A 19,449-nucleotide genomic window follows, 5' to 3' on the forward strand; every position below is an offset into this window, starting at 1 on the left:
ATATCACAGGAAACAGAAGGAGACTTTTCCCCATAGAGATTTCACGGAAGATGCGTCAGATAGTAAAAAAAGAACTCTCTTCTATTAGAGAGTACACTAAATAGAAAAAGTCTTTACTTCCAAACACGTTTCCATTTGAAAAACTCTTGCAAGTAACCCATCACAGAAACCGGCGACATCACCATTTGATAACAAAGAAGAAATAAAACAAAGCCTAATTTATTTTTTCTTACCTTTAGATGAAGATTTCGAAATACGTAATGTTTTTGATAGTGATAAAACAAGGCATAACTAGCAATGCTTAAAGGCAAAACCGTTAGCGTTATGGGGCCTGCAATCCAGTAAACGCCCAAAAAAGCCAATACGAATCCCGGAATCCAACAAAAAGTGTAAACAACATCCAGATAAGGCATCAAGAAGTTAATTCCGGTTAAGTATTTCCAATATAATTTCGGCTGTCTCCATGGTTTGACTTCCCTTAATCCTTCAATCATTCCTCTAGCCCATCTAGAACGTTGTTTCGCAAAGCGGCTAAAGGTAGTGGGGACATCTGTAAAAGCAACAGCCAGAGGTTCATAATACACTTTCCAATCATTACGTAAAAGTCTCCACGTTAAAACTATGTCTTCTCCAATAGCATCCGGCCATCCTTGTACTTCGCGTATACAGTCAGTCTTGAATAAACTAAAAGCACCTTGCGCGACCAATGTACCTTGATATAATCCTTGTAATCTTTTAATTGAAGCAATACTCAGAAAGTAATCCCACTCTTGTATTTTCGTCCAAATCGTTTCGCGGCTGTTCCGAACAAGCACCGAACCAGCGACCGCACAGACATCCAGAGGACTGCTTTTGATTCTGGCAACTAAATAGCGAACAGCAGATGGATGAAGCAATGTATCGGCATCTAAAGTGATCACATAAGGTGTCGTCACATACCGTAATCCCTTATTCAAGGCATGAAACTTTCCCGGCTTTTCTTCGTGTAAAATGGTCATGTCCAAATCGAATTCTTGTTTTGCTCGCAAAATTTCTTGATCCGTGTGATCTGTTGAATGGTTATTAACAACGATTATGCTCATTTTTCCACCATAGTCCTGAGCGGCCACGTATCGCAGCGTGTTATAAATGGTTTTTTCTTCATTATAAGCTGCGATAAGCAAAGTCACTGGATCAGAAGGAAATTCATTCTTAAAAGCTGGTTGTCTATCAAGTAATAAACTGATGACCAAAAAAGCATTCATGTAACCGGGAATATAAGCAATTCCGCCAATCACGAGGAATGCCAAAGGAAAAGAAAGAATGGAAGAAAGATCTTTCAACCAAGGGAGAGAAAGATAAATAGACCTGAATCCGTGACAAAACATCTTTACAATGGTCGCAAACCGTTGATACGATAAGGAAAAACGACGTTGACGATTCTTCATCAAGTAGGTGATGTGATGAAAGATTTCCCGATTCGGTTTGTATTGACAGATGAAGCGATTACCCCAAGTGCTGGGCTTGCTCTCGTTGGCTACTTACTCCATCGAACGAAACTGGATAAACGGGTAAACGCACTTCGGCTTCCAACGGTTCGTCGAGAAGTGCACATTTCCCATAGCGATGTCATTCGCTCGATGATTGGCTTGCTTGCCACAGGAAAAACGGATTTCGATCATATCGAAGCGTATCGTCAGGACGATATCTTTTCGGCATCGATGGGGATTCAGCACGTGCCTTCCTCTCCAACCTTGCGACAACGACTCGATCAGCTCGCTTGTCTTCCGATGACCGAAACGATTCTTTGGGAGGAGTCCATACGTCTGTTGATTCAACGACATGCCACTTTGTCCCCTTGTTGGACCAAAGGAAAGACGACATGGCTTCCCCTTGATATAGATGGTTCCCCATTTGACAACTCCGATACGAAAAAAGAAGGAGTCAGTCGAACGTATAAAGGATTTGACGGTTTTACACCGTTGTTTGCGTATGCAGGGAAGGAAGGGTATCTCGTTCATGCCGAGTTGCGTCCAGGGAAACAACATGTGCAAGACAACATGCCCTCGTTTTTAGTCACCGCTATCCGTCGAGCTCGTCAACTGACTTCATCTCGTCTGCTTGTTCGCATGGATGCAGGAAACGATGCAGAAGCGAATGTGCACGTATGCCTAAAGGAAGACGTGGACTTTGTCATCAAGCGAAACTTACGCCGAGAATCGAAAGCGCTTTGGTTCCAGATCGCTTCGCAAAAGGGCAAACGTGTCGATGATGGACAAAGCGAAGGAGTACAAACCTATGAGCTATGCCTTCCACAGAAGGCAGCGATCGATGGAAACACGTATACGTACGTTCAAGTCACCCAAGTAACGGAACGGACGATGGAACGCAATGGACAGCTGATGCTCGTTCCTGATTATGAAGTGGAAAGCTATTGGGTGCGGCTCAAAGGATACGAGCATGTTCGAATGAGCGATGTGCTCGCGTTGTATCATGACCATGCGACATGCGAACAGTTTCATAGCGAACTGAAGAGCGACTTAGATTTAGAGCGGCTTCCATCTGGGAAGATGAAAACGAATGCGCTCGTGTTGGTCATGGGAGCCTTCGTTTACAATCTTCTTCGTCTGATTGGACAAGATCTATTAAGCGATCCGAGACATCCGTTGCACCACAAAGTGAAACGCCGCCGCATCAAGACGATTATTCAGACGGTGATCACGATGGCAGGGCGACTCGTCCGTCGATCACGACAGATCTGGATGAAACTGACGCGAAGGAGTGGTTATAGCGAGCCCCTACTGAACGTCTATCAGAAATGGAGAGAGGCAAGATAACGAACGAATGTTCGGGCACTAATGTCCAACGTCACTCCCTGTGCTTTTTTGTCTATTTTTTTGGTTCGTATACCTAAAAAAGAGATTTGTTCCATTTTCGGAAATAGAGATGACATAGGTCATAAGCATAAAAAGGGTTTTATGGATTATCAATCCATCAAAATTACAACAAAATCAAAGTCGATTTCAATTCATCACGGATTCAGGATAGAAAAAAACATCCATCCAATGGAAACAGCATGGCTTATCCAAAACTTCCTTTTTACACTAATATAAAGTCTGGTGGATGGATCGTTATTTGTGTCCATATAGACTACCTCCCCAACGTTTACTCCCTTTATACTATGGCGAATGTAAAAATGAGGTGAGTGTTTATATAAAATGTTTTTAAATGAAAAGCTGCCGGAAAGCATGACGATGGTACAGATAAACACTTTTTTAGAAAGGTTGAAAAGGCGGGGAGAATGATGCGTTCAGTGGTCCTCCACCATTTAAATCGGGAATGGTCATGTAAGTCCTTTTGGTTTGGCGCGCTGAACGATGGCCGTTATTCAATGTTAATAGAATGGAATTGATAGGAAAAAATCCTTACACGTTGCTGTTTTAAAAACGGATTTTTTTAGTCAGCAAATGCTGTTGTTTCTATTTGTTTGAATGATTAAGATGAAATCAATACCAAGTTTTCTTGGCATACGAAAAAAATGATGAAAAAACAGGAGGAGTGAATCATTATGATGAATGGAAAAGAATACTTGGAAAGTCTGAGAGACAACAGAGTGGTTTATTTAAACGGAGAAAAAATTGATGATGTAACGGAACATCCTGCATACCAAAATTCAGCCCGATCGATCGCGCGGATGTATGATGCTCTTCATGACGAAAAACAGCAGCCGATATTGACGACGGTAACCGAAGAAGGAATCAGAACCCATAAATTTTTTAAAGAACCGAAAGATGCCGATGATTTAATTGGAGCAAGGGATGCAATCGCAGAGTGGTCTAAACTGAATTATGGATTTATGGGCCGAACACCGGACTATAAAGCCTCTTTTACTGCCAATTTACGAGCGTTTGCCGACTACTATGAAGGATTTGAAGATAGCGCCCGCCACTGGTACGAAAAAACCATAAAAGAAGTTCCGTTTATTAATCATACCATTGTGAATCCTCAAGTCGATCGTTCCAAACCTCTTCATGAAAATAAAGATGTATTTGTACGTGCCGTGAAAGAGCGTGATGACGGCATTATTGTAAGCGGTGCCAAAATGGTAGGGACAGGTGCAGCTTTAACGCACTATAATTTTGTTTCCAACTACGGTCAAGATTTGGGGGATAACGATTACAGCCATGCTCTCATATTCTTTGTGCCAATGAATGCTCCCGGAGTCAAAATGATCAGCCGCCAGTCTTACGAGCTCGCAGCCAAAAAATCAGGATCGCCGTTTGACTATCCACTTTCAAGCCGCTTCGATGAAAATGATGCTGTGATTGTGCTTGATAATGTTTTCATCCCGTGGGAGAACGTACTGACATACAACAATTTAAAAGTAACAAACGGCTTTTTCGTTGAAACGGGATTTGTCAATCGCTTTACGTTCCAAGGGTGCACTCGCTTTGCGGTAAAACTGGATTTTATGGCCGGACTTTTAATGAAAGCGACAGAATCTGCCGGAACAAACAAATTCAGGGGTGTACAGGCAAATATCGGAGAAGTGCTGGCATTCCGTAATATGTTTTGGGCCATTTCGACTGCGATGGCCGCCAATTGTGAACGGAAAAACGGGATTGTCGTTCCTAATTTATCGTATGGTGCCGCTTACCGTGTTCTCGCTCCAATGGTTTGGCCAAGGGTGAAACAGATTTTTGAACAGGTGGTTGCCGGAGGATTAATTCAATTGCCGTCCAGCGCCAATGACTTCTTAAATCCGGAAATCCGCCCGTATCTCGATCGCTATTATCGTGGATCAGGGATCAGCGCTGAAGAAAGAGTCAAATTGTTAAAGCTGGTTTGGGATTCGATCTTAAGCGAATTTGGAGGCCGACATGAATTATATGAAATCAATTATGCCGGCAATCATGAGGCGATTCGTCTGGAAACGTTAAAAATTGCCGATGCGATCGGAGACTCTGCTAAGTTTAAATCGTTTGTCGATTCAGCGCTCAGCGACTATGATCTGAACGGTTGGGTCAATGAAACGTGGATGAATCCAAAACAAGCGGTGGAAACTAGGAATTTGTAAGTGAATTATTTTTAATTTATAAAAGGAGTGAATAGAAATGGAGGATCGTTTGTTTCGCAATGCAATGGGCCAATTTGCTACCGGAGTGACGGTGGTGACGACGGAAATCGATCGGGAAATCCACGGAATGACGGCAAATGCTTTTATGTCTGTATCGCTCAACCCCAAGCTCGTGGTTATATCCATCGCAGAAAAAGCACAAATGCTTCGAAAGATCCAACAAACGAAACGGTATGCTGTGAATATTTTGTCGGAAGATCAACAATTATTGTCCATGAACTTTGCCGGCCAATTAAAAGAAAAAGCACCTGTAGAATTTGAAAGACTAGAAGATCACCCGGTAATCAAAGGGGCGGCAGCTCAAGTGGCTTGCAAAGTTGTGGATGAAGTGAAGGCGGGAGATCATATATTATTCATCGGAGAAGTGGTCGGAATAGTGGTCGAGGAGAAAGAGCCGCTGGTTTTCTGGAGTGGAAAATATCGAAAACTGGAAAATGAAATGGCGGCAAAGCGATAGGAAAAAATCTATTTCAATCGTATCTTACTTTTAAAACCAACAGAAGGATTTGAATAATCCGAAATATTTAAACAGTTTCTGCTGTTGTTTTCAAAACGATTAGACAGTAACATATAATCAAATTAATATTTTGAATATTTTTAATATTTATAACTTTGTTCACGATGGATAATAGCATAAGGAACTTTGATATTCAAAAGGAAGTGGGGAAAGGATGACGGGATTTCTAGATGAAAAAAGAATCAGCAATGAACTGGCTTGGAAATTGATTCAAGCAGCGCAAAAAAAGGCAGAAGAATTACAAATTGCCGTCAATATTACGGTGGTGGATCAAGGCGGGAATCTCATCGCTTTTTCCCGCATGGATCGAGCGCCTATTTTAAGCATTAAAATCTCTCAAAATAAGGCGTATTCAGCCGCTGCGTTCGGGATTCCCACGCATGAATGGTATGAACAGATTAAAGATGAGCCGAGTTTAAAACTAGGAATCGTTCATACTGAAAATCTCATCATTTTCGGTGGTGGATACCCTATTTGGGTAGAGGGAAAGTTGACAGGAGCGATTGGAGTAAGCGGAGGCACAGAAGAGGAAGACCGATTGTGTTGTGAAGCCGCTTTAAACCTTTTAAGAGAATCAAGTTCCATAAAATAAGTAGGAAAGGAGAGAGAAAAGATGAATGGAAATGGAATTATAAGATTAGGGAGACTGGAGCTTCGGGTTTATGATTTAGAAAAATCTGTGGATTATTATACGAATGTGATCGGTTTGGAAGTAACCGCTAGAGATGAAAATCGTGTGTATTTAAAAGCATGGGACGAATATGATCATCACAGCATTATTTTGCAAAAATCGGACTCTGCCGGCATGGACCACATGGGCTTTAAGGTGAAAGATGTTTATGAGCTGGAAAAACTGGAGCATAAAATCGAACAATTCGGTTGTACACTCACTCGAGTGCCAAAAGGATCAAGGATAGCGGAAGGAGAAGCAGTCCGCTTTCAAATTCCAACCGGACACATGATGGAGCTCTACACAGATATGGAATTTGTCGGAGTCAAAACCGGTTCCGTCAATCCGGACCCGTGGCCGGAAGGTTTAAAGGGAATTGCTCCTCATCGACTGGATCATGCGCTGCTAACAGGGGATGATTTGAAAACGGCTACAAGGTTCTTTACAGAAGTTCTTGGATTTAAACAAAGCGAGAGAATCATCAGCGTGGATGGAGAAGATTTAGTAGGAAGCTTTCTTTCTACGACCAATAAAGCCCATGATTTAGTTATGATCATGGGAGAATTAGAGATTTAATGTTTTTCTTGCTGATTGGCTTTTATTTTTTTGTCCATAAAAGGAATTTTCTCAAAAATGTCGAATTATAAAGAATATTACATAATTTTAGGGGTGAAGGAAATGACATTTAAAACAGCCGATCTTTGGGATGAGTTCAATGAAGAGCTGCAAGCATGCAAATTGGCCTTTCATTCTTATGGCAAAAATAAGCGTTTTTCAGGCCCGATCGCAACGGTAAAGGTGTTTGAGGATAATGTTTTAGTGAAGGAAGCGCTTCAATCCGTTCCGAAAGGGAGTGTACTCGTAGTGGACGGGGGTGGCTCTCGGAACTGTGCTTTGTTGGGAGACCGCTTAGGTGAAATTGCCCAAAATCGTGAGCTTGCGGGTGTGATCATTAATGGCTGCGCACGGGATACCGCCGATCTTGCCGAACTAGAAATTGGGGTTCTTGCAATAGGAAGCATTCCGGTGAAAAGTAAAAAAGAAGGAAAAGGGGAACGGGATATTGTTCTTCATTTCGGGGAAGTAGAATGGGTTCCAGGTCATTATGTGTATGCTGACGAAGATGGCGTAGTATTGTCTCCACGTCCGCTTGTATAAGGCTTCTTTTGGCGGTCACTCTTTTTCCGGTCGGTCATAAACTAAGATAACAGCCTATGGAATGGGGGATTGATGATGATATACGGACAGCCTTATGATCACCGACTATTCAGTCCAGAAACGGATTGGAGAAGGAATAAGGGTGAAATATTCGGTATTCCACCACAGCATCAGCCGATTCAGCCTGGCGTCGAATCGCTTATGATTCCGCGGCCAATGGTAGATGATCCGGATTATAGAGGAAGCGGGAAATTAAAGAATAAGACGGCGGTTATCACCGGAGGCGACAGTGGAATCGGAGCGGCAGCAGCTATTGCTTTTGGTAAAGAAGGGGCAGATGTGGTCATCGCCTATTATGCCGAGTATGAAAACGAAGATGCTTTTAGGACAAAAAGAAGAATTGAAGAATTTGGGCGTCGCTGTATTTTGATTCCTGGAGATTTGAAAAATGAGAGGCACTGCCAGGAAGTGATCCATAAAGCAGTCGATACATTTGGAAAACTTGATATTTTAGTCAATAATCATGCAGTTCAGTTTCCACAGCAAAGCCTTCTCGATATTACGACGGAACAATGGGATTTGACGTTTAAAACAAATATTTATTCTTTTTTTTATTTGAGCATTTTGCATATTTTTTGACCCAAGAGCCATAAGGATTTCAAAGACATAAAAAAGGACTTCACCCCTAAAATGTAGAATTTTTGAAGTGACGAAACAACAAAAAATTCAAAAGGAGGAAGTCACTTTGTATATTCTACAAGAAAGCCTATTTTCCTTTGAAGAACTGCAAAAATTAGAGTCAAAAGAGAAATTACCTATCTTTTTTAGCTCGCTTGATTTACGCCCTTATGCTAAACAGTTGAGAAGTTCTTCACCCCGAGGGGCTGACGGTCATTCCAGAGAAGGGATTCTAAGGGCTCTCATCGCTGCCCCACTCGAAGGCATCGACACCTTTACCGCCCTTCATCATCGATTGGATAAAGACCTTCGTTTCCGTTATCAATGCGGTTTATCGATTGATCGCCCCGCACCGTCTATCTCCACTCTCAGCCGGGTTTTTGCGGCACTTACCAAAAAAAAGCTGGCTGAAAAGATCTTCCTTGACTTGGTACAGTTAGCTCAGGAGGAAGGAATAATTGACGGCAGCCACCAGGCCATCGACAGTGCCGCCATTGATGCCTATGAAAAGAAACAGCCCAAAAAGCGTAGTGAACAAACGGGTAATGCCAATTGGGGCGCAAAATATGATTCCTTCGGCAATAAAATTACCTGGTTTGGCTATAAGATGCATCTTTCAGTCGATACCGCAAGCGAACTGCCAATGGCCATAAAAGTAACCCCTGCCCATGTGAACGATGGAGAAGTCGCACCAGAATTAATAGAGCAAGTGGCAGAGCGTACCAAATCCAAAATTGAATTTCTGATCATGGATGGCGGATATGACCAACTAAAAAACTATGAATCAGCCAAAAACATTGGAGCGCAAGCCATTATCCCGCTCAATTTGCGCAACGAAAAAGAGCCTCCTGAAGGGATTTCTTCCAATGGAACTCCGCGTTGTTCCATGGGTTATGAAATGACTTATTGGGGAGCTGATAAGGACCAGCTCAAGTTCAGATGTCCTCACGCAACCGGCAAAGTGGATTGCCCATTAGGAATGGCAGCCTGTTCATCTTCCAACTATGGAATGGTGGTAAAAGTCGACATCAAAAAGGATGTGCGCCGATATTCCAATCCGCACCGTGATACAAAACGTTGGAAAGAGCTTTACAACGAGAGGACAAGTGTAGAACGCTGTAATTCAAGAATGAAAAGCTACCTTACGGCGAACTCCCTACATGTATGGGGAATTGAGAAAGTAAAGAGCCATATTTACCTGAACGCTATTGTATTACTTGTTTCAGCGCTAGCGATGGCAAAGGAAAATAAAGGGAAGAAAGCCGCTTAAAAAAATTCAATGTGAAAAATTCTGCAGGTATGCCCAAAAACAGGATTATTGTAATATTTTGTAAAATAACATGCTGGTAGCTATTTGTCGAGTGCTTTATTTTTTATACTTTTATCCAAAAAATCTAATTTTGCAAAATGCTCATTTAACAAAAGCGGCGCTGTATTATTTAAAAAGAGGAAGCTCCATTATCAATACAGCTTCTGTGGTGGCATATGAAGGAAACGAACTTTTGCTGGATTACACTGCTACAAAAGGAGCGATTATCGGATTTACACGCGCCCTTGCCAAAAATTTGGTTCGAGAAGGTATTCGAGTCAATGCAGTGGCTCCTGGCCCAATTTGGACGCCGCTTATACCTTCCAGCTTTTCGGCAGACTATGTAGCGACAAAATTTGGAAAAGACACGACGATGGGGCGTCCTGGCCAGCCTTTTGAATTAGCGCCCGCTTATGTCTTTTTGGCATCCGATGATTCCAGTTATGTGACTGGTCAAGTGGTCCATGTCAATGGCGGTATTATAACGGGATCATAATTCTTAACTGCGAAACAAAACTGGAAAAAGTGTGGAAAGTCCGCTGAAATGCGGGCTTTCCTTCTTGTGTATTAGACATCAGAAAGTTTATCTGTTTGCTTTTTATACACTATTCATACCAAGAGTAGCAGTTGGTTCAAAAATAGAACCATTTGTGAATATTCGATTTCATATGTATTAAAAGCGAAAGGGGCCACTACACAACTTTCTTCGGATCATAGATTGATAGATTTTGGACAGCTGTTCTTTTTTTCTATTTGCGGTCATATGTTCAATAGTGGACAGGGGTTAGAGAAGGAGAGGACGTATGACTTCATTTTTTAAAGGAACATTGATCCTGGCAGTGACAGCATTTTTTGGGGAGACGCTTGAATTTTTAACGAATATGGTGTTGACAAAAGAACTTGGTGAAATTGGGATGGGGAAATACATGGCGATTTTGCCTTCCGTATTTCTTTTTGTCGTAATTGCCAGCTTAGAATTGCCTGTTTCTGTTTCCAAATATATTGCGGAACTACAGAGGGAGTATCATAGGAGTACTCTCCAGCATGCCATGAGACTGGCGACGGTTACCACCAGTGTTTTAATGCTGTCCGCTGTGATTGTTTTTACGTTTTTTCCCGTTTTTCACGGTTACCATCCGATGATTCGTTGGCTGACGCTTATTCTCATTCCCGTTATTTCCTTTACTTCTGTTGCAAGAGGATATTTCATGGGAATACAGCAAATGAGAAAGATTGCGTTCGCCAATTTTGTACGAAAGTTTTTTCAGCTACTATTGCTAGTCGTTGTATACCGCTTTTTTGATTTTGATCGGGAAACATCGATATTAGTAGCGTTGGGAACATTGATAGCCAGTGAAATAGTGGTGTTTTTATATCTTATGCGTGCCTATGTTCTCTACATGAGGCAGATGAAAAATATTCCTTATAAAGAAATGGCGAGAAAAACTGTTACCAAAAAGTTATTGGGAATTTCATTGCCGACTACGGGGATGCGCATTTTTAATTCGATGATTAATGCCATTCAGCCTTTTCTCATTTCATATGCTTTAATGCTGGGAGGTGTTGAAGAGAAAACGGCTACGGCACAATTCGGTATGGTGGCTGGAGTTGCGTCGACGATCGGTTTTTTTCCCGCTTTTATCGCTCATTCTTTGCTCATCATGCTCGTTCCGACTGTTTCCGAAGCATATACTAGAGGAGAATTTGGCAAATTGCAAGGACTATTGAAACATGTTATTGTCATCACCATGCTGTACGGATTGGCTGTATCGTTTATTTTGTATTTTTACGGCGGAGCGTTAACGAAACTATTTGGCACTTCTTTGCTGGCTTATTACTACTTGCAGTTGATGATCCCTTATTTTTTATTTTTTTATTTGGCGATCCCTATGCAGGCTTTTTTAATTGGCATGAATTTAGTGAAAGACGCATTTTATCATTCGGTATGGTCAACACTCATTTCCAATTTATTTATTTTTTGGCTTGGATCAAACAGTCACTTGCAGATGGCCGGAGTCATTATCGGCATGAATATTGAAGCAGTATTGCTTGCTTTTCTTCATTACACCACCATATATAAAAAGCTGCACATTTCTTTTTCAAAAAAGCAAAGTTCTCTTTCCGAAATGAACTGGGGCAACAGAAGAGCCTAGCTGTTTGTTGGGCAAAAAATCGATTGAAAACAAGCTTGATCTACCTCGTTTTCTGTCTTCCGTGTAAGGAATGTTTTCATCATTTTTCCTAAACGGTTGGCCTTTTGCGTTGATGGATGAATACTTTTGACAGAATGGGATTCAATCAATTTCTGATTTTGTGGTTTTCTCATGAGAAGTTGAAAGGAATTCCAGAATGAAATCGATTTGGTTCTGGAAAACAAGAACAAGGAAAGCCGAGTTTGGTATTAATAAAAATGAAATCGGCTTCCCGTATAGTTTCTTCACATACTTTTTATGTTTCTTGATGATTCAGGAATTTTATCTATGCGTGAAGCATCACTGGAATTGAGCACTTGGCGGAGTTCATGGAACAGAAAGCTGCCGAAAAAGCCGATGAAAATCACGATAAAGCCAATGACCGTAAACCACATAAACGCCATGCCGCATCGCTCCTTTCGCAAGATAATGGGGGATATCTAACGTTATTTTACATGAATTTCCTGCCGGTTTGGGATTGAAAATTATTTTCGATTAGTTACTAAAAGATAAAAAGAATGTTTTCAAAGCACTCATTTTGGATTCGGCTGGGGTAACAAGAAAAGCATTGAAAAAGGAATGATAAATATTTAGGAGAAACGTCAACCTATAGCGGATGGAAAAGTCCTATTAAACATTCCTAATGGTTTAGGGCAATAAAACGCCGATTCGAAATACTACCGGCATGAAGAGATGGGGGAGGTTTATTTAAGCGTCTCCTTTAGAAGGTCTTTCGCAAGCGTCGCCATGGCAAAGGGAATCTGGGACGATTTTTCTTTTTTTGGCGATCTTTTTGTATGCCCATTCGCCTAATCCGCTAGCCTTCAGAATATAGAAGAATGGAAGAAATAACCATAAAGATGGCGTTCTTTTGGCCATTAGCCAAAATGCGTCAAACCCTTTTACATATTGAAAATCGTTTTTCAGCCGAGCATGCATTTCTGTTGCCAGTTTATCAAGCGCAATATGTTCCTTTTGATAATGATCGCGAAAGGACCGAAATTCGATTAACGAGAACCAATCAAGCTTGGACCATTTATCGGCAACACTAGTGCAAAGTCCGCACCAGCCGTCGTACAATACGACGATTTTCCAGCGGTCTTTTAAAACCATGAGGATCGCTCTCCTTCAATTTATAGCTGTCCTTGGATTTCCATAAACACAATGTCTCCAAACATGGAGCTGACTGATTAAGACTTTTTCTTGCGCTTCTTTCCTTTTAGGTTAACATATTTTGGTGAACAAATGGATCGAAATGGTTGATCTGTAAGAGAGCGGATTGAATCCTAAACAGCCGGAGAAAGATCCCCGACTGCCAACCATTTATTTTGAAAAACGCTGAGGCAAATGGTTATTCGAATAAGAGAGCTGCTTCTGTTCAAACATTTTCGTAGCCGTTAATAATCAAATCTAGTTTTCCTGTTGATGGATCAATGGCTAGTCCGTGAACAGGAATATCATTTGCAAACAACGGGTGCTGTTTAATCATATGTACGCTTTCCGATACGCTTTTTTCTACGCTTTCAAACCCGTTCAACCAGTGATCAAGATCGATTCCAGCGTGTTTTAATGTCGAGAACGTTTCTTCTTTAATGCCGCGTTCTTTCATATCCGCCAAGATGGTTTTGCTTTTTAACGCACCCATTCCACAATCGTAATGGCCGATCACGAATACTTCATCCGCTTGCAGTTCGTAAACAGCTACTAGTAAGCTTTTCATGACCATTCCGAAAGGTTCGTCTACAAGAGCGCCGGCACTGCGCACCATTTTGACATCGCCGTTTTTTATGTTCAGCGCTTTCGGAAGCAGTTCTACTAAACGTGTATCCATACAAGTTAAAATGACGCACCGTTTATTTGGAAATTTGGATGTTTCGTATTTTTTATATTCTTTATTTTTCAACAAACTTCTCGTTAAATGATAGAATGTCATCCAATAATGACATAATGAACCCCTCCCGGTTATGACTTGATACTCTTTTATTTTAGCGGAAATAACTAGGAATGAACAGTTTTTGTAAATGAATGGGAAGAAAAAAGGGGGAATGCACCTTAATGCAGGAAATGGAAGTGAGAAGGCGGCGACGAAAAACCATCTCGGAAGGGTAAAAGCCGCTTTTGAAAAGAAGCTTTAGGTTTGTGAAAAAGAAAGACGAATATGCGGCCATGTTCATTAAGAAAACAGCTCCGGAAACTACCGGAAGCTGTTTCTTTTACAAATTTTCATTTTGCTGGCCGATTTCTGATCTGCCGATTAGTTCATTGGCAGCTTCTTGATCCGAATGCTCATTGACGGAGTCTCCCGGAGCGTATTCATTAATATCAGAATGGATGCCATATGCCGGCTGTTTAGGGATAAGAGGATGATCCTTGCGCTTGCCTTTCGCCATTTATTCCTAGCTCCTTTTCTTTTTAATATGGAGAAAAGAGGCAGGAAATATTCATGATTCTACATTAAAGTAGCGGGCATCCGGATGGGCAAAAACAATCGCAGACACGGAAGCTTCCGGTTCCATCATATAGCCGTCGGTTAAATGTATTCCTATTTCTTCCGGTTGAAGAAGGCGGAATAATTTCTTTTGATCTTCTAAATTAGGACAGGCCGGATAACCAAAAGAATAACGTTGTCCTTGATATTTGGCCGCAAATCTGTCTCTCATAGTAAAATCAGTTGGATCCGGAAATCCCCAGAAATCACGCATTTCTTGGTGAAGGCGTTCGGCAAACGCTTCTGCCAGTTCCAACGCTGTCGCCTGCAGCGCATGGCTTGCTAAAAATTTTCCTTTTGCTTTCCATTCATTCGCTTTATCACGAACACCAAATCCGGCGCTGACGACGAACAAACCGACATAATCCATCAATCCGCTTTCTTTTGGTTTTAAATAATCAGCAAGACAAAGATACGGTTCTTTCTTTTGACGAGGGAAGGAAAAACGTTCTATCACCGTCTTTTGATCGGCGGGATCATAAATGATCACATCATTTCCATCCGATTGGGCCGGGAAAAACTGATACATTCCCTTTGGTTTTAAAATGCCAGAGAAAAGAAACTCATCGATCATTTCCATTAACGCCGTTGCTTTTTCGTCGCCTTGCGCAAGCATTTTGTCTACTTTTCCTTTCAAACCAAGATGGTGGCCGATCAATGTTTGCAAGTTAATGTAAGGCTTCAAATACGCAATGGGATAATCAACGAAAAGATGTTTTTTCGTGTCTCTTGGCACAAAGACCGGTACATCTTGACGCACCGTTTTACTTGTCTTTTCCATGACCGCAACAGCGGCTGATTGAATGGATGTTTTTTTCCGTTCCGTTTCTGCTCTTTTGACTTGCTGGGCTTCAAGCTCCAGTAAAAGATCTTGCTTTTCTTCTTCATTTTGCAGACGGTTGGCAAGAGAAAGACCTTCCATGGCATCTTTCGCGTACAAAACGGGCCCTTCGTATTCAGGCGATATTTTCGTTTCGGTAAAACGTCTGGAAAGTGCTGCACCGCCGACTAGCACCGGTACGTTGATTCCAGCTTGCTTCATATCCTGAACGGTCATCACCATTTGTTGGGCAGATTTTACGAGCAAACCGGAAAGACCGACAATGTCGGGTTGTTCTTTTTGAACAGCTTGAATGAGTTCAGAAGGAGCTACTTTAATACCTAAGTCGATGACTTTAAAACCGTTGTTGCTTAAGATGATGTCGACTAAATTTTTGCCGATGTCATGGACATCGCCTTTAACGGTGGCCAGCAAGACTTTTCCTTTTCCGCTGTCATTGTCTGATTTCTCCATGAACGGTTCTAAAAAGGCAACGGCTGCTTTCATTACTTCAGCGCTTTGCAATACTTCAGCGACAATCAACTGGTTGTCATTAAAAAGACGGCCGACTTCCGCCATTCCGTCCATCAATGGTCCGTTGATGATGTCCAGAGGCGTTTCAAAGATTTCAAGCGCTTTTTGTAAATCAGGAATAAGACCTTCCTTTGTACCTTCGACTATATAATAGCGAAGACGTTCTTCTACTGTTTTCGGAAGTTCTTGAACTTTATGTTCCTTCTTTTTATCACGGTAAAATGCGGTAAAAGCAGCCAATGTGTCATCATTGGTTTCAAAAAGCAGTTTTTCGGCCAGATGTCTTTCATCTTCCGGAATAGATGCATAGCGCTCCAGCTTTTCGGTATTGACGATGGCGTAATCTAAACCCGCCTGGGTGCAATGGTAGAGAAAAACGGCGTTTAATACTTCGCGTCCGACGGGAGGAAGGCCGAAAGAGACGTTGCTGATGCCAAGAACGGTCAAGCAGCGCGGCAGTTTTTCTTTTATTAGCCTGATTCCTTCAATCGTTTCCTGTGCTGATCCGATATATTGTTCATCCCCGGTTCCCACGGGAAAAACTAACGGGTCAAAAATGAGATCTTCCGGTTGAAGTCCCCATTTATGAACTAATAAATCATAAGATCGTTCAGCGATTTCTAATTTTCGTTCTCTTGTCACGGCCATTCCTTTTTCGTCAATGGTGCCGACCACCACCGCTGCACCGTATTTTTTGATCAGAGGAACGACTTTTTCAAATCGTTCTTCGCCGTCTTCCAAATTGATCGAGTTGATGATCGCTTTGCCTTGTGAATAGGTAAGGGCTTTTTCGATGACTTTTTCATCTGTGGAATCGATGACAAGCGGGACTTTTACTTTTTTAACTACTTCTTTTATAAAATTTTCCATATCGCTTAGTTCGTCTCGATCCGGATTGGCAAGACAGATATCGATTACGTGGGCCCCGCCTTTGACTTGAGCGCGGGCAATTTCGGACGCTTCTTCGTATTTTCCTTCGATAATCAGCCGCTTGAACTTTCTCGAACCGATGACATTCGTTCTTTCGCCGATAAAAAGAGGTCTCATCGAATCATCATAAATAAGTGGTTCGATGCCTGATACGGCATGGCCGTGGGGCTGATTCGGCCGTTTTCGGGGCGGGTATGGTTTGACGGCTTCGCTGATCGCTCGAATATGCTCTGGTGTCGTTCCACAGCAGCCGCCCACTAGATTTAGCCATCCTTTCTCAGCAAAACCGGCAATTTTTTTGGATAAGGATTCTGGAGTTTCGTGATATTTTCCTTCTTCATCCGGCAATCCCGCATTTGGATAACAGCTGACAAATGATTGAGCCAGCCCGGAGAGCGAACGGATATGGTCCGTCATAAATTCCGGTCCTGTTGCACAGTTCAATCCAACAGACAAAGGGTTCATATGCTCTAAAGAGAGATAAAAAGCTTCGATGTTTTGGCCGGCCAATGTAGTCCCCATTGGTTCTATCGTGCCTGAAATCATCAAAGGAAGAGTTTTCCCCGTTGCTTTAAAAGCTCTTTGGATGCCGAGAAAACCGGCTTTCACGTTGAGCATATCTTGGCTGGTTTCAAGAAGGAGAAGGTCGCAGCCGCCGTCAATCAGACCTCTTGCTTGGATTTCAAAATGATGGCTGAGCGATTCAAAATCGATGCCGCCGGTTACAGATAACGTTTTGGTCGTAGGCCCCATAGCACCAGCCACAAAACGCGGCTTTTCCGGTGTTGAAAATTCGGCAGCAGCTTTTTTGGCGATTTCGGCTGCCCGGCGGTTAATTTCATAAGCTCTATCGCCGAGATTGTATTCATTCAGAACAAGCGGTGTTCCGCCAAATGAGTTGGTTTCAATAACATCGGCACCGGCTTCCAAATAAGAGCGGTGAATCCACTCGACCACGTGTGGGGCTGTGATGTTTAAATATTCATTACAGCCATCATACTGCTCGCCTCCGAAATCGTTCGATGTAAGGTCGGCTTGTTGAATCATGGTTCCCATTGCTCCATCGATGATGAGGATTCGTTTTTCTAGTTCGTGTTCAATTGGATGTTGTAATTTCGGCATGGACAGTCTCTCCCTTTTTTGCATCTTGTTCCCGAATATAGCGAGCCAAATCGGCTGTCATTTCATAACGAAGGAAAGGAGTAATGAGATAAATTCCGTTAAAATACCGAAGAGCAGTATCGATTAATTCTTTGGCGATCTCAATCCCCGTTTGCTGGGATTTTTCTTTATCTCCGTCGAATGCTCTCATTCGCTCTATAATTTCATCGGATAATTTTATGCCTGGCACTTCATTATGCAAAAATTCTGCGTTTTTGAGGCTTGTTAATGGCATAATTCCGATGAAAATAGGGACATTTAAATGTTTCGTTGCTTCGTAAATTTCTTTTATTTTTTCCCTTGTAAAAACTGGCTGTGTGATAAACGAATCGGCTCCGCATTCTATTTTTCTTTCCATCCGTTTTACTGCTTTTTCCAGTACGCGGACATTCGGATTAAAAGCAGCGGAAACGGAAAAATGAGTTTTTTGTTTTAATGGTTTCCCGGAAAAAGAAATCCCGTTGTTCAATTGCTTAATTAATGAAATCAGTTCCAAACTGGAAACGTCGTATACGCTTGTGGCGCCGGGAAAGTCACCCACTTTTGTCGGATCGCCTGTAATGACAAGAATATCATGAATACCTAGGGTGTGGAGGCCCATCAAATGCGATTGCAGTCCTATTAAATTGCGATCTCGGCAGGTTATATGTACGAGCGGGCGAATATGCTGGTTGGCCTTTACTAAAGCCGCCATTGCCATGTTGCTGATCCGCGGTGAAGCCAACGAATTATCGGCCATTGTAATCGCGTCGATTCCGACTTCTTTAAGTACTTGAGTCCCTTGAAAATATTGAAAAGTGTCCAAATGTTTCGGAGTATCCAATTCTACGATAATCGTCCGTTTTTTCTTCGCTAGTTCGTGAAGAGGGGGATCGAGCGGTGCCGGTGGTTCTTTTACAATGATCGGTTTTTCCGGTTTCACCGATTTTTGATGAATGGGAGAAAGACCTGATAATGCTTTTTTGACGGCTTCAATATGTTTAGGCGTTGTGCCGCAGCATCCCCCGATAAGACGGACTCCTTGATTGCGCAATTTTACCGCCGCTCTTCCGAAATACTCGGCTTCCGATTCATAGATCACTCGGCCGTCTTTCACATCCAGCAGGCTGGCGTTAGGATAAGCGGAAAGATACGCTTTTTTGGGCAATGTAGCTTTTTCAAGTGCTTGTATCATATGGTAAGGTCCAAGTCGACAGTTCACACCCACCAGATCTGCCCCGTGATCTTCCAAACGGTGGAGAGCTTCATTCAGAGATAGACCGTTTTGAAGGACACCGGGTTCATGCATGGACACTTGAGCGATAATTGGAATGTTTGTTAATTTTCGAGCTATTTTTAAGACGGTTGTCAATTCTTCAAAGTCATAGTAAGTTTCGAGAAGCAGTCCGTCTGGATTTTCATTCAATAAACTTTCTGCCTGTTCTAGGAAGGCCTCTTTTATATCAGCCAGTGAGCAGGTATCTTTACGGAAGCCGCGAATGCCCCCAATTGTACCGAAAACAAACGTTCCATGATCAGCCGCTGCTTGTTTGGCAAGACGGACAGCCGCTTTATTTATTTGTTTGACGTTTTCTTCCAGTCCGTAACGACGCAGTTTTACAGCGTTGGCACTGTAAGTATTGGTTTGGATGACATCGGCCCCGGCAAGAATATACTCTTCATGTATTTTGGAAATGATTTCTGGCTTGGTAATATTCAATTCTTCATAACAATAGTCAATTCCATATGAATAGAGGAGCGTGCCCATTGCGCCATCGGCTGTTAAAATCTCTGTTTTCAATCGATCCAAAAATCTCATGCGTGTTCCTCCTCTCATTACGGATAAAATGAAAAAAGCCTTCCGTAAGAAGGCTTTTGATGGATGATGTCCAAAATG

14 protein-coding genes and 3 pseudogenes are annotated in these 19,449 nt (G+C 42.2%); 11 read left to right on the forward strand and 6 right to left on the reverse strand.

From position 1 onward, the window contains the following. Positions 1-113: 113 nt before the first annotated feature. The gene (locus N1I87_RS03155) at positions 114-1,367 is read right to left on the reverse strand and encodes a glycosyltransferase family 2 protein (protein WP_341103274.1); all 1,254 of its coding nucleotides are present in this window, start codon (positions 1,365-1,367) and stop codon (positions 114-116) included. 75 nt (positions 1,368-1,442) lie between these two features. On the opposite strand from N1I87_RS03155, the gene N1I87_RS03160 reads away from it, so the two are divergent. The 11 genes and pseudogenes from N1I87_RS03160 (at position 1,443) to N1I87_RS03210 (ending at position 12,122) form a co-directional block, all read left to right on the forward strand. Continuing rightward, positions 1,443-2,816 (forward strand): IS1380-like element ISGsp2 family transposase, encoded by a 1,374-nt coding sequence (locus tag N1I87_RS03160; RefSeq protein WP_044899598.1) that lies wholly within the window; start codon positions 1,443-1,445, stop codon positions 2,814-2,816. A gap of 731 nt (positions 2,817-3,547) precedes the next feature. Then, entirely contained in the window at positions 3,548-5,056 is a 1,509-nt protein-coding gene (locus N1I87_RS03165) for a 4-hydroxyphenylacetate 3-hydroxylase family protein (protein WP_341100629.1), read from the forward strand. 37 nt (positions 5,057-5,093) lie between these two features. After that, entirely contained in the window at positions 5,094-5,573 is a 480-nt protein-coding gene (locus N1I87_RS03170; protein WP_341100630.1) for a flavin reductase family protein, read from the forward strand. A 214-nt stretch (positions 5,574-5,787) separates the two neighbouring features. Then, positions 5,788-6,225, forward strand: a complete 438-nt coding sequence (locus N1I87_RS03175; RefSeq protein WP_341100631.1) for a GlcG/HbpS family heme-binding protein — start codon at positions 5,788-5,790, stop codon at positions 6,223-6,225. A gap of 21 nt (positions 6,226-6,246) precedes the next feature. Then, the gene (locus tag N1I87_RS03180) at positions 6,247-6,879 is read left to right on the forward strand and encodes a VOC family protein (protein ID WP_341100632.1); all 633 of its coding nucleotides are present in this window, start codon (positions 6,247-6,249) and stop codon (positions 6,877-6,879) included. A gap of 102 nt (positions 6,880-6,981) precedes the next feature. Beyond that, positions 6,982-7,461 carry a ribonuclease E activity regulator RraA gene (gene rraA / locus N1I87_RS03185; protein ID WP_341100633.1) on the forward strand — a complete coding sequence of 160 codons (480 nt, stop codon included), beginning with the start codon at positions 6,982-6,984 and terminating at the stop codon, positions 7,459-7,461. A 201-nt stretch (positions 7,462-7,662) separates the two neighbouring features. After that, positions 7,663-8,079, forward strand: a pseudogene (locus N1I87_RS03190) (SDR family NAD(P)-dependent oxidoreductase); the annotation flags it as partial. A gap of 127 nt (positions 8,080-8,206) precedes the next feature. Beyond that, entirely contained in the window at positions 8,207-9,409 is a 1,203-nt protein-coding gene (locus N1I87_RS03195) for a transposase (protein ID WP_096550413.1), read from the forward strand. A 142-nt stretch (positions 9,410-9,551) separates the two neighbouring features. Continuing rightward, positions 9,552-9,944: pseudogene (locus N1I87_RS03200) on the forward strand (SDR family oxidoreductase); the annotation flags it as partial. Positions 9,945-10,251: 307 nt separating this feature from the next. Next, positions 10,252-11,601 carry an oligosaccharide flippase family protein gene (locus tag N1I87_RS03205; protein ID WP_341100634.1) on the forward strand — a complete coding sequence of 450 codons (1,350 nt, stop codon included), beginning with the start codon at positions 10,252-10,254 and terminating at the stop codon, positions 11,599-11,601. 368 nt (positions 11,602-11,969) lie between these two features. After that, on the forward strand, positions 11,970-12,122 hold the full coding sequence (locus tag N1I87_RS03210; protein ID WP_341100636.1) for a hypothetical protein: 153 nt from the start codon (positions 11,970-11,972) through the stop codon (positions 12,120-12,122). A 226-nt stretch (positions 12,123-12,348) separates the two neighbouring features. Here the strand turns inward: N1I87_RS03210 and N1I87_RS03215 are convergent, their stop codons facing one another. The 5 genes and pseudogenes from N1I87_RS03215 to N1I87_RS03235 all read right to left on the reverse strand — a co-directional run bounded on the left by N1I87_RS03215 (position 12,349) and on the right by N1I87_RS03235 (position 19,371). After that, positions 12,349-12,753: a thiol-disulfide oxidoreductase DCC family protein gene (locus tag N1I87_RS03215; RefSeq protein ID WP_341100637.1), complete on the reverse strand. Its 405-nt coding sequence runs from the start codon at positions 12,751-12,753 to the stop codon at positions 12,349-12,351. 265 nt (positions 12,754-13,018) lie between these two features. Then, a pseudogene (locus N1I87_RS03220) lies at positions 13,019-13,586 on the reverse strand (beta-class carbonic anhydrase). 267 nt (positions 13,587-13,853) lie between these two features. Continuing rightward, positions 13,854-14,030, reverse strand: coding sequence for a hypothetical protein (locus tag N1I87_RS03225; RefSeq protein WP_003353850.1), 177 nt, complete (start codon positions 14,028-14,030; stop codon positions 13,854-13,856). 51 nt (positions 14,031-14,081) lie between these two features. Further along, complete coding sequence (gene metH, locus N1I87_RS03230; RefSeq protein ID WP_341100638.1) at positions 14,082-17,534, reverse strand: methionine synthase; 3,453 nt, start codon at positions 17,532-17,534, stop codon at positions 14,082-14,084. After that, positions 17,509-19,371 (reverse strand): bifunctional homocysteine S-methyltransferase/methylenetetrahydrofolate reductase, encoded by a 1,863-nt coding sequence (locus N1I87_RS03235; RefSeq protein ID WP_341100640.1) that lies wholly within the window; start codon positions 19,369-19,371, stop codon positions 17,509-17,511. Before N1I87_RS03235 ends, metH begins: the two co-directional genes overlap by 26 nt. Positions 19,372-19,449: the final 78 nt, after the last annotated feature.

It is taken from the genome of Bacillus sp. FSL W8-0102 (genome assembly GCF_038007225.1).
In the GTDB taxonomy this organism is placed as follows: Bacteria; Bacillota; Bacilli; order Bacillales; family DSM-4216; genus Bacillus_O; species Bacillus_O smithii.

What these genes read in the sequence shown, in the direction of transcription:
- rraA (WP_341100633.1), top strand. Translation starts at nt 6,982, where the DNA reads ATGACATTTAAAACAGCCGATCTTTGGGATGAGTTCAATGAAGAGCTG.
- N1I87_RS03160 (WP_044899598.1), top strand. Translation starts at nt 1,443, where the DNA reads ATGAAAGATTTCCCGATTCGGTTTGTATTGACAGATGAAGCGATTACC.
- N1I87_RS03235 (WP_341100640.1), bottom strand. Translation starts at nt 19,371, where the DNA reads ATGAGATTTTTGGATCGATTGAAAACAGAGATTTTAACAGCCGATGGC.
- N1I87_RS03210 (WP_341100636.1), top strand. Translation starts at nt 11,970, where the DNA reads ATGGAACAGAAAGCTGCCGAAAAAGCCGATGAAAATCACGATAAAGCC.
- N1I87_RS03225 (WP_003353850.1), bottom strand. Translation starts at nt 14,030, where the DNA reads ATGGCGAAAGGCAAGCGCAAGGATCATCCTCTTATCCCTAAACAGCCG.
- N1I87_RS03170 (WP_341100630.1), top strand. Translation starts at nt 5,094, where the DNA reads ATGGAGGATCGTTTGTTTCGCAATGCAATGGGCCAATTTGCTACCGGA.
- N1I87_RS03165 (WP_341100629.1), top strand. Translation starts at nt 3,548, where the DNA reads ATGATGAATGGAAAAGAATACTTGGAAAGTCTGAGAGACAACAGAGTG.
- N1I87_RS03175 (WP_341100631.1), top strand. Translation starts at nt 5,788, where the DNA reads ATGACGGGATTTCTAGATGAAAAAAGAATCAGCAATGAACTGGCTTGG.
- N1I87_RS03215 (WP_341100637.1), bottom strand. Translation starts at nt 12,753, where the DNA reads ATGGTTTTAAAAGACCGCTGGAAAATCGTCGTATTGTACGACGGCTGG.
- N1I87_RS03155 (WP_341103274.1), bottom strand. Translation starts at nt 1,367, where the DNA reads ATGTTTTGTCACGGATTCAGGTCTATTTATCTTTCTCTCCCTTGGTTG.
- N1I87_RS03205 (WP_341100634.1), top strand. Translation starts at nt 10,252, where the DNA reads ATGACTTCATTTTTTAAAGGAACATTGATCCTGGCAGTGACAGCATTT.
- metH (WP_341100638.1), bottom strand. Translation starts at nt 17,534, where the DNA reads ATGCCGAAATTACAACATCCAATTGAACACGAACTAGAAAAACGAATC.
- N1I87_RS03180 (WP_341100632.1), top strand. Translation starts at nt 6,247, where the DNA reads ATGAATGGAAATGGAATTATAAGATTAGGGAGACTGGAGCTTCGGGTT.